The sequence below is a fragment of the Stecheria intestinalis genome, assembly GCF_009696165.1.
Classification (GTDB): domain Bacteria; phylum Bacillota_I; class Bacilli_A; order Erysipelotrichales; family Erysipelotrichaceae; genus Bulleidia; species Bulleidia intestinalis.
Map to the genome: position 1 here is coordinate 17,349 of NZ_VUMN01000034.1, position 9,990 is coordinate 27,338.

9 protein-coding genes are annotated in these 9,990 nt (G+C 50.5%); all 9 read right to left on the reverse strand.

The window, feature by feature from the left end; translation table 11 throughout:
- Window positions 1-1,075: 1,075 nt before the first annotated feature.
- Window positions 1,076-1,891 carry an ABC transporter ATP-binding protein gene (locus FYJ51_RS11520; RefSeq protein WP_154505756.1) on the reverse strand — a complete coding sequence of 272 codons (816 nt, stop codon included), beginning with the start codon at window positions 1,889-1,891 and terminating at the stop codon, window positions 1,076-1,078.
- On the reverse strand, window positions 1,888-2,895 hold the full coding sequence (locus FYJ51_RS11525) for a FecCD family ABC transporter permease (protein ID WP_154505757.1): 1,008 nt from the start codon (window positions 2,893-2,895) through the stop codon (window positions 1,888-1,890). Before FYJ51_RS11525 ends, FYJ51_RS11520 begins: the two co-directional genes overlap by 4 nt.
- A complete protein-coding gene (locus tag FYJ51_RS11530; RefSeq protein WP_154505758.1) occupies window positions 2,892-4,013 on the reverse strand; it encodes a nitrogenase component 1 in 1,122 nt (373 codons plus the stop codon). The genes FYJ51_RS11525 and FYJ51_RS11530 overlap by 4 nt, the downstream gene beginning before the upstream one ends.
- Window positions 4,006-5,307 carry a nitrogenase component 1 gene (locus tag FYJ51_RS11535; RefSeq protein WP_154505759.1) on the reverse strand — a complete coding sequence of 434 codons (1,302 nt, stop codon included), beginning with the start codon at window positions 5,305-5,307 and terminating at the stop codon, window positions 4,006-4,008. The genes FYJ51_RS11530 and FYJ51_RS11535 overlap by 8 nt, the downstream gene beginning before the upstream one ends.
- A complete protein-coding gene (locus tag FYJ51_RS11540) occupies window positions 5,304-6,062 on the reverse strand; it encodes a nitrogenase iron protein NifH (RefSeq protein ID WP_154505760.1) in 759 nt (252 codons plus the stop codon). The genes FYJ51_RS11535 and FYJ51_RS11540 overlap by 4 nt, the downstream gene beginning before the upstream one ends.
- Window positions 6,063-6,232: 170 nt before the next feature.
- Window positions 6,233-7,018 carry a YhfC family intramembrane metalloprotease gene (locus tag FYJ51_RS11545; protein WP_154505761.1) on the reverse strand — a complete coding sequence of 262 codons (786 nt, stop codon included), beginning with the start codon at window positions 7,016-7,018 and terminating at the stop codon, window positions 6,233-6,235.
- An 18-nt stretch (window positions 7,019-7,036) separates the two neighbouring features.
- On the reverse strand, window positions 7,037-7,234 hold the full coding sequence (locus FYJ51_RS11550) for a PTS ascorbate transporter subunit IIC (protein ID WP_105304843.1): 198 nt from the start codon (window positions 7,232-7,234) through the stop codon (window positions 7,037-7,039).
- A complete protein-coding gene (locus FYJ51_RS11555) occupies window positions 7,234-8,211 on the reverse strand; it encodes an SPFH domain-containing protein (RefSeq protein WP_154505762.1) in 978 nt (325 codons plus the stop codon). The genes FYJ51_RS11550 and FYJ51_RS11555 overlap by 1 nt, the downstream gene beginning before the upstream one ends.
- 125 nt (window positions 8,212-8,336) lie before the next feature.
- Window positions 8,337-9,785, reverse strand: coding sequence for a S10 family peptidase (locus tag FYJ51_RS11560; RefSeq protein WP_154505763.1), 1,449 nt, complete (start codon window positions 9,783-9,785; stop codon window positions 8,337-8,339).
- Window positions 9,786-9,990 lie beyond the last annotated feature (205 nt).

The window sequence follows — 9,990 nt, forward strand, 5'->3', positions numbered from 1 at the left end:
GACTTCAATTACTCTGACTTTCCTCAGCGCCGCAGCACTGCGGTTCTGCCTTGTGCTGTCATCCTACCAGAACTCTTCTGAATCACAAAGCAAAATGCCCGGAGTTTTTTCGGCCAGCAATGAGCACATGCATTCATGGAACAGCTGCCGGCTATGTTAAAAATGAGTGCTCGCGATTCAGGAGCCGATGCAGCACGTGAACTTTCTGACATTATCAGCATCCAGCTGATTAATGTTTTCCGGCAGCCATGCTGTATGAAAGCGTGGATCACCAGGAAACAGTCCCATCCTGTTCAATCAGGGTCTGCTCCTTCCTGATGCCTTCAAGCAAATTCATATCACTCCTCTTTGCATTCCGGGAATTCATTAAGTTCAGGGACTTGACAATGCGAATGGTATAAATGCATATTTTGATTAATGATGTCTTTCATATTTTCGATAATCAGTTCATGCCTGGAGGTTGGGAGTATATGAACATTGTTCTGGATTTCACATATACATTTATTCTCCTGCTGGTTCCTTGCGTTTATTACCTGGTAAAAGCAATCAGAAAAAAAAGCAGAAAAGAAATTTGTGAGTGGGTAATAGTTACACTTGCAATTGTCATCTTCATCGTCATTGTATACAGATAGCTGTAGATATTTTCCGATACAATCTGTCCGACGATGAAACTCCCATGTCCGCAGAAAGCGCCAAGCCTCATCTTCCCGGGCAGCGTAAACATGAATGCAAGCCTGCGATTGCATGAAATACTTCTTTTCCAATTTGAAGAGACGGATCCTCTTATATGCAAGCATGCTAGACCTATTATTGTTCTGATCTGTTTTCTGCTCTAATTATTTTGTTCTATGATGCTCTGCTGCCGGACGGAATAGTCTCTTCGTCAATTTCAGCAGGTATGACTTTCACAAGCATGAGATTTTAACTTTGCCAAACAGTCTGAAGAATCACCGGAAACGATTTGAGGGAGAAAAAGATGCTGTTTAGCGGATCGTTCTGATCCATAGGCTGAACTGCATGCAATGATTGAAAACCATGATCAGTTTTTTTCTATCCGCTGCAAAAGCATCTTTTCTTATTCCGAGTGATGATTGTATCTCTGACTGTCTTTGAGAGCTACCGGAATCATCGAGACATAATTCTTTCCCCCGATCACTTCTTCATGCATATGTACTTCAACGCCGAACGCTTCTTCCATATGTGCTTCCGTCAGCACTTCTGAAGTCTTCCCGAACTGCACCGAATGATCGGACAGCAGAAGTGTGCGATCCGCAATGCTGCAGGCGTGATCCGGATAATGTGTATTGAGAATCACCGTCAGTCCTTTCTGATGAGACAGCACATCAATCAGATCCATGACCCTGAGCTGATTGCGGAAATCAAGTCCCGTCTCCGGTTCATCCATGACCAGCATCTGCGGCTTGGCAGCCAGGGCTCTTGCGATCAGCACCAGCTGCAGTTCTCCGCCCGAAATTTCATTGCAGCTGCGATCGCGCAGCTCATAAACCCCGGCCTCCTTCATTGCCTGAATGGCAATCTCTTCATCTTTTCTCTGCGGCATCTGAAAGAAGCCGAGATATGGACCTCTGCCCATCAGCACCGTTTCTTCTACCGTATAGGCAAACGTCTGACTGCGGGCTTGCGGAACATATGCACACATGCGCCAGAACTCCTGATCCGATATTTCAGAGCGCGGTCTGCCGTTGATCCGAATCTCACCTTTCTGCAGCTTCAGAAAGCCAAGCAGGCATCGTAACAGCGTTGTCTTGCCGATTCCATTCGGACCAAGTACCGCAACCGTTTCTCCTTCCTCTGCAGAAAAACTCACCTGGTTCAGAACCAGACCGGAATGCTCATAGGCAAATGATCCATCAATCAGTTCCAGCTTCATGCCCTGATTCCCCCTGTCTTTCTTAACAGCAGAATGAATACCGGTGCTCCGATCAGAGCGGTCAGAATTGAAACCGGGATCTCCGAAGCAGTCATGCAGCGGGCAGCAGTATCCGTCACCAGCATAAATAATCCGCCGAGTACCATGCTTGCAGGCTCGCAGTACCGGTTGTCATTTCCCAGCAGCATCCGTGCAATATGCGGCACCAGCAGGCCTACCCAGCCGATCACGCCGCAGGCAGATACCACGGCCGCGGTGATCGCTGATGCTGAGACGACAATGAGAATCCGCATCTGCTTCAGGTTCATGCCGAGGCTCTTTGCTTCTTCTTCAGAAAGCGAAAGCACATTCAGCCGGAACCTGAGCAGGGTCAGAATBAAGAGCCCTGCAAGAATCAGCGGAGCCGAAGTCAGGAGTGAGCGCTTCGTTATCCCCGAGAAGCTTCCCATCAGCCAGAAAGTAATCACCGGCAGCTGATCCTGCGGATCTGCCGCATATTTCGTCAGCGATACCAGTGCCCGGAACAGCGATGAGATCACCATGCCGGCAAGGATCACATAGATCATCGAACGCGAACGGCCATTCCCTTTTCCTGACACCAGAAAGACCAGTGCCACTGCCGCTGCACCCATGATCAGAGAAAGTGCCTGCACGCCCGCCGACTGAAATCCGAGCAGAATTCCAAGAGCTGCGCCGAACGAAGCACCTTCGGCCGTGCCAAGCGTATCCGGTGTTGCCAGGGGATTGGAAAACAGACACTGAAATGCAAGTCCGGCAGCAGACAGACCTGCCCCGGCAAGAATGCTCAGGATCATTCTCGGGATCCGTACGTTGAAGATCACGGTATGCACCGTGCTCGAAGGATCGCCATTACCCATCAGTTCAGCAAATACGGTCGAAATCGGGATGGAATATCTGCCCATGCATAAAGCCGCAAGAAAACAGAACACCAGAAGCACCACGGAAAGGATCATGACCTGATGGAACTTCTTCTCAGCATTCATGATCCGATCAGCCTTTCCAGCTCAAAGGAACTTCCCGCAAACAGCGGAATCGAATCCCGGAAGATTCTCCCCGAGCATGCTTCATGCGGAAAATCGATGAACCGCTTCCCGGGTTTCTCCTCCCAGAGCACCCGGAACAGCGGATCTCCGATCACGATCTCAGCCGCATTCATCATGGTCCCGAGAGTTTCTTCATCAAACCCTTCATCCGGATCCGGTGAAACGGAATATGCGCGCAGCCCTGCCTCCCGGAGACTCTGTGCTGCTGAAGCAGCGAACACTTCTTCTCCGATGATGAGAACGGTCCCATCCTGGAACGTCTCATAGGCGCTCTGATTCGTTCCTTCCTCCTGTGCCTTTCTGCAGGCAGAGATGACTCTTGCACTCATCTTCTTTCCCATCGGAAGGCCAAGCACATAAGGAATTCCGTATCTTGTTTTCATCTTCTTTGCCGGAATCAGACCAGCTGACGAGACAGCAACATTCACCGAAGCCCTGCATGCATGCGTAAGATTCTCAAAGGAATCATTCATTGCGAAGCATCCATTCACTTTCCAGCCATATTCTTCAAACGTCTGCTTCAGCAGGGAGACATTTTCAGCAGTCGAAAAGTCCAGCGGCGTCACTCCCAGAAGATTCACGGAATTCAGAACCTTTTCTTCTTTCGGATCTGCAAATCTGGAAATCCAGGCATCCAGTGCCTTCCCGACTCCGGAGACATAGCTCTTGAGACCATCCGTCTGCACACCGAGTACAGGCACGCCGGTCTGTTCTTCAATCAGCTTTGCGACACCGACCGTATCAAAGCCGATCACATGCGGAATCGATGATCCGCACAGCGTCACAAACCTCGGATGCAGATCATGAATCGCTGCCACTGCATCCTTGATTACAACGGAATCATCCCCCATGATCGCGCCCATCTCATCCAGACCGGAAGCGAACATCAGCGAAGTGCTGTCATACCAGCGGGGCTCATCATGCGTCGGGTACGTAGAATTACAGCCGCTCGGGTCATGGATGATGCTCATTCCGCCAAGCTCAAACATCGCCGAGCATACTCCGGACACATCTGCCGCATAGGTCGTCGTGATCACATGCGTATGCCAGTCACCCATTGCACCTGCACCCCCAGCCTTTTACCTGCACCAGCTGTTTCAGATCCTTCGGCTGCTCTGCTGCTTCAATCAGAAGATCCATCAGCCGCATGATGCCCCGATATCCGTACATGCCGGCATTCTCTACCGCATTGATGAAATATGGCGTGTTATTGAAGTAAGCAGCTTTCTGTCCGATGCCGATGATCTTCCCATCATGTGTTCTGTCACATGCACGCATATTCCAGTTCAGAGAATTATAGAACCTCAGGTCTGGTTTCCTCGCCTGCAGTTTCCGGAACACGCTTTCATCTTCATGGATTGAATCGATCAGCACGGATTCCACTTCAAACCCATGATCCAGGAGATACAGTGCAAGTCCCAGCGGCTCATCAATCAGCGTATAGTCAATGGAAACCGGTATCCCATCAAGAACTTCTCTTGCTTTTTTCACCTTTGCTTCCGTCTGCTTCCGCAGCTCTGCATACTCTGCTTGGGAGTATGGAGGAATATGCATTGCTTCCGCCGCCCTGTCCAGGTCTTTTTCAATGGCCTCGTAGTCATAGGTCTCGTGCATCTCAACCCATTCCTGTCCGAGTCTGATCCTCAGGTCTCTGGCTGCCGGTGCAGCTGCCCGATGAAATGTGAAATTCACGCTGGCATGTGCCTGATCGAGGAATTCATCATAAGTCTTTGTCATAGTCAGATCGCTGATCCGTATGCCATTTCGTTTCAATAACGGAATCAGATCGCACCATTCCATCGGAAAACAGTTTCCGACAAAGGCCGCATGATCTGCTTCTTTTTCAGCCGGTTTCAGAACCCGGAGCACTTGTCTGCGCAAGCTTGGATCAGGCGGATTCTTCCGTCTCATGACCGGGTCCATGTAGCAATCGATGAAATCGATATCCGGATATTCCTGGCGCAGCTTGCGATAGACCCGCTGATAGTTGACTGCCAGGAAGTGGTGCACGCACGAGGTGAAGATCATGACCATCCTGGGCTTCGGATCCAGCTTTGAAAGAATCTCCTTCGTCCCATGATAAAGTTCTTCTTCCATGTCACCGTCGAGAAGATTGTCTTCTCCGACCGTGATTGTGGAAAGCTTCTTCATTGCCTGGATTCCAAGTTCCGCAGTAGTCAGCACGACGCCCCTGAGGCATGAGGTCGGACACACATAAATCTCATGCCCCTCCGGTACCAGCAGACCGTAATGCACGATATTCCACGTTCCTCTGCACGGACTGGAATACACCATGCCGAGATCTGCATTAAAGGTATACGGAACATCCCGGATTTCCTGATATGCCTTCATCTGCTTACTCCATGTTCCAGCATGAAATCTGCCAGCTTCCGGACTGACTGTGCATACGCACTCTCCGGGTAAAGCTTCATGACCGGTCCTCCGGCTTCTTCGGCAAGCGCCACGGAATTATCTCTCGGAAGATCTGCAGCCAGCACTGTATTCCGCTTCCGGCAGAATTCTTCGGTTTTCTCTTTCTCCTGTGGAACATTCCGCCGGTTCAGAATCACCCCGCCGAGTCTTGCATATCCGCGTTCCCGGAAATTCTCAACAGCCTGGGCAATATTATCTGCCGCATAAAGAGCCATATTCTCCCCGGACGTAACGATATAGACCTGATCAGCATAGCTCTCCCGGATCGGCAGGGCAAAGCCGCCACATACAACATCGCCGAGCACATCAAACAGGACGATATCCGGTTTCAGAACTTCAAACGCATCCTGTTCTTCCAGTGCCTCAAATGCTGCTCCGATGCCTCTGCCGGCACAGCCGAGCCCTGGCAGAGGACCGCCGCACTCCGCACACAGAATGCCATCCGTCCCTTCAAAGACCATGTCCTCCAGGCCAGCCAGATTCTTCTTGTTTCTCAGCGTTTCAAGAATACATGGAATCCGCTTGCCGCCATGCAGAAACAGCGTCGAATCCGCTTTCGGATCGCACCCGATCTGCATGACCCGATAGCCTTTTTCAGCAAATGCGCAGGAAAGTGCTGCAGTTGTCGTAGACTTTCCGATGCCACCTTTGCCATAGATTGCAAAACGATACATGATCACTCCTCCGAAAAAATCCCGCCGGAATCCGACGGGACAGAAACAGCATAAACGAGAAGTTCAGCTTTCCTCTTCCTGCTCAGAACGAATCTTCGCCATCAGACTCCTGAAACCTTACTCCATTATCATACGAAACATTTTGATCCATGCAAGTGCCGGGACCCGCATCAGCATTCCTTTTCCCATACCTTCTGTGCATAGAAGGCGGTCAGAAGCGCCATGATCAGGATCCCGATCTCAGCCAGCCACACCGGACCGGCACTGCCCATGAACACAGAAAGGAAGTCAGCCCCGAAATGAATCAGATAAGCCGCAAGCAGATATCTGTTCCCATTTTTTCCCAGCCGCACAGAAGCAGCCACAAGAACCGACAGCGAAATCTGCAGTATCATTGCTGAAATCCGTTCCATCAGACTGAACAGATACATCCATGCAGGCGTCTCTGCCAGCTGTGCAAACAGATTCTGCATCTGAGCAGTCTGCGCACTCGTGAGCCCGGCAAGCAGTTCTGCCTCAGTTCCGGAATTGATCGCCTTGGCATATACGAGATTCGTGATCATTCCAATCGTCAGAATCGTGAATACTTCAGCACCGCCATGCCCGGCTCCGTACATCCAGGAATTCCAAGGATGGTCCAGATTCTTCTTCAGAACCTTTGAGAAGGCAAGCCTTCTTCCGGTTTCTTCAAACAAAGCCGCCATCACCGCTCCGTACAGTGCCATCATTCCGGCAGAACTCCGGATCACTGTTCCGATTGACGAACTCAGCACCAGTGAATGAACTATCTGTTCCAGGACATTGGCAAACAGCAGGAAAACAATCCAGCCCGCAAAGAACGGCTTCAGATCGCAATGTTTCTTCTTTCTGAGCAGGACGACCAGCACCACGGGAATCAGAATTCCCATCGCGGCATCGATGCCCATCATGAACATGGATGCAGAGGATACCTTCATGCAATTTCCCTCATTTCTTCACTTGATATCCAGCTTTGGCGGGACATCAATCTCTTTCCCCACATAAGCCCCGTTCTTCTTCCTCTGCTTCACGCATTCTGTCAGAAGATATTCGATCTGTCCGTTGATCGAGCGGAAATCATCTTCTGCCCACTGCGCAATGGCATCATACAGCTGCGGTGAAAGACGAAGCGGTACCTGTTTCTTCTCAGCCATCAATACAGACTTCCGGAATTCACGACTGGCTGGGCATCATGATTCCCGCACAGAACGACCAGCAGGTTGGAAACCATTGCGGCTTTGCGCTCGTCATCCAGTTCTACCGTCTGATTCTTCTCCAGACGATCCAGCGCCATCTCCACCATGCCGACAGCACCATCCACGATCATCTTTCGTGCATCGATGATCGCACTTGCCTGCTGTCTCTGCAGCATGACTGCGGCAATCTCAGGTGCGTAGGCAAGATAGGTGATCCGTGCATCCAGAACCTCAATCCCGGCTTCACTCACCCGCTTCTGAATCTCCTGGCGGATCCGCTCCGCCACAACCGTACTCGATCCCCTCAGAGATCCATCATCTGGCTGACCATCTCCGGTCGTATCGATATTCGGTGCCACATCATACGGATAAAGACGGACAATATCACGCAATGCAGTATCGCACATCAGCGACAGGAATTCCTTATAGTTATCTACCCGGAATACCGCCTTGGCAGTATCCTTCACCTGCCACGTCACGGCAATGCCGATTTCTACCGGATTGCCAAGTACATCATTGATCTTCTGACGGGCATTATTCAGCGTCATCACTTTCAGAGAAATCTTTCTGGAAATACCCTCCGCGCCATTCCCTCTAGCAAAGGACAGCTCGTTCTTCACATCGCCGCTCTGATTCAGCGAAGTTCTCGCAGCTGGATTCACCGACTGGCAGAAAGGATTCACGAAATAGAATCCCTCTCCCTTCAGATTCCCGATATACTTTCCGAACAGCGTCAGAACCAGTGCCTCCTGCGGCTTCAGAATCTTCAGCCCCATGAATCCGATCCAGCCGACGCACAACCATACCATGGCAAGTACAGACAGGATTTCATTGGTTTCCGCAGTCAATCCAAGAACCGCCAGCACATACAGGACAATCAGAATCACGCATACCGCAAGTCCGTTTTTCTTTCCTTTCAGAACAATCTCTTCCATAACAGCATCTCCTTTGTGATATCAAAATAATATCATTTAGATATTCCGTCAAGACGGTTTCTGAATCTTTCTTCCCTTTTCTGCAGAAGAAAAGCCGGCACCGCAGCACCAGCTTTACTGAGTACTTATCTCGTCGGATCCTTGCCGAGAATGAACTGATGCACATCCGTGAGAAGTGCTTTCACATTCTCTTCGCCGAGATAGATCATATGCCCGCTCGGATATCCTTTGACATAGACACGGTCTTTCGGCAGGCCGGCATGATCCAGCGTATGGAAGACATACCCGAACTCCGTGCAGAGATCAAACCATCCATTTGCGAAGAACGTCCGCATGCCAGGTCTTCTCGTCATCGCATTGCGCAGCTGCTCTGCCGTCGTGCCTGCCGGGGTCACATTATTCCAGTTCTTCCAGCCGAGCGTCGACATGATATAGCCGCGATCCAGAGTGATATTCAGACCAGGCAGAATATCTCCCGTCAATGCGGCATAGAAATAGGCATCATAGCGATCCGCAGTCGCATCATCCCATAATGCTTTCTTCTCTTCATCGACAGCCGGAGAAAGCAATGGTCTGGTCACACGGCCATCATAGCGGGAAACTGCCTTCCCTTCTTTCTTCAGCACTTCCTGACGGTACGTATCATCATCGATCTTCAGCCCGTTGCGCAGCAGATACTCTCTCGAGACACCCGTATAGTAGGAAACCCTCTCGATGATATGTTCCTTCTCGGCTTCACTCAGCGATTCTCCCCGATACAATGCAAGCACATACTCCGTATCCGCAAACGCCTTGGCCTCCTTCACGAACTCCTCGACCGTCTGATCGGTCGGATGATGGTGGAACCAGTTGACCCCGGCATACGTCGGGAACCCGAGCACGCTCGGTTCTACCGGAATGCCTTCTGCAAAATACTTTCCGACCGTCACCGTATTGCCGATCATCACGATACCATCAAATGCAATGCCGTATTCCCGTTCCTTTCCGCCGATTGCGGCAATGCCGGCCGCCGTCGCGCTCCTGGTGCACCCATAGCTCTCACCGACCAGATACTTCGGAGACAGACCGCGGTTATACCGCTTCGTCCATGCTTCTATGAATGTCAGCAGTGCTTCCGCATCTTCTTCAATACCATAGAACGTCTTGCTTTCAGACTCATCAATCAGAACCCCGTAACCTGTTCCGACCGGATCGACAAAGACGAGATCCGCATCGTCCAGCGGGCAGTCCGGATTGTCGATGACCTTCCATGGTCCGAAGGCAGTCGGACGATCTGGTTCTCCATAGACCATGCGCCTCGGGCCAAGGAACCCGGCATGTACATAGACACAGGAGCTGCCCGGGCCGCCGTTATAGCAGAAAATAACCGGACGTTCTTTCTGGTTTTCAGCATCCTTGCGGAAATACGAATAGGAGAAGATCGAGGCAATCGGCTTTCCTTCCTTGTTGTAGAAGACATTATCCTCGCAGACCGTATGGTATGGAATTTCTGTTCCATGCAGGGTAATCACATGATCGGATTCGAATCTCTTCGGAGTGAAATTATCCTGCCGGAAGCTTTCGGTATACAGCATCACAGTTCCTCCTTATATGGTGACAATAGTACACCTTTTCCATTCCGTGAGGTACGTTGACAATCTGTTTTCCTGCTTCTCCTGAGTTTAGTACCAGATAATCAATAGGATTCGGATTTTGGCGATGATATCGCCTTTTTTATTGTCAACAGTTTATATATTCTGTGTTCCCTGTTATTCCCAGTTATGATATAATTTCTCTGGA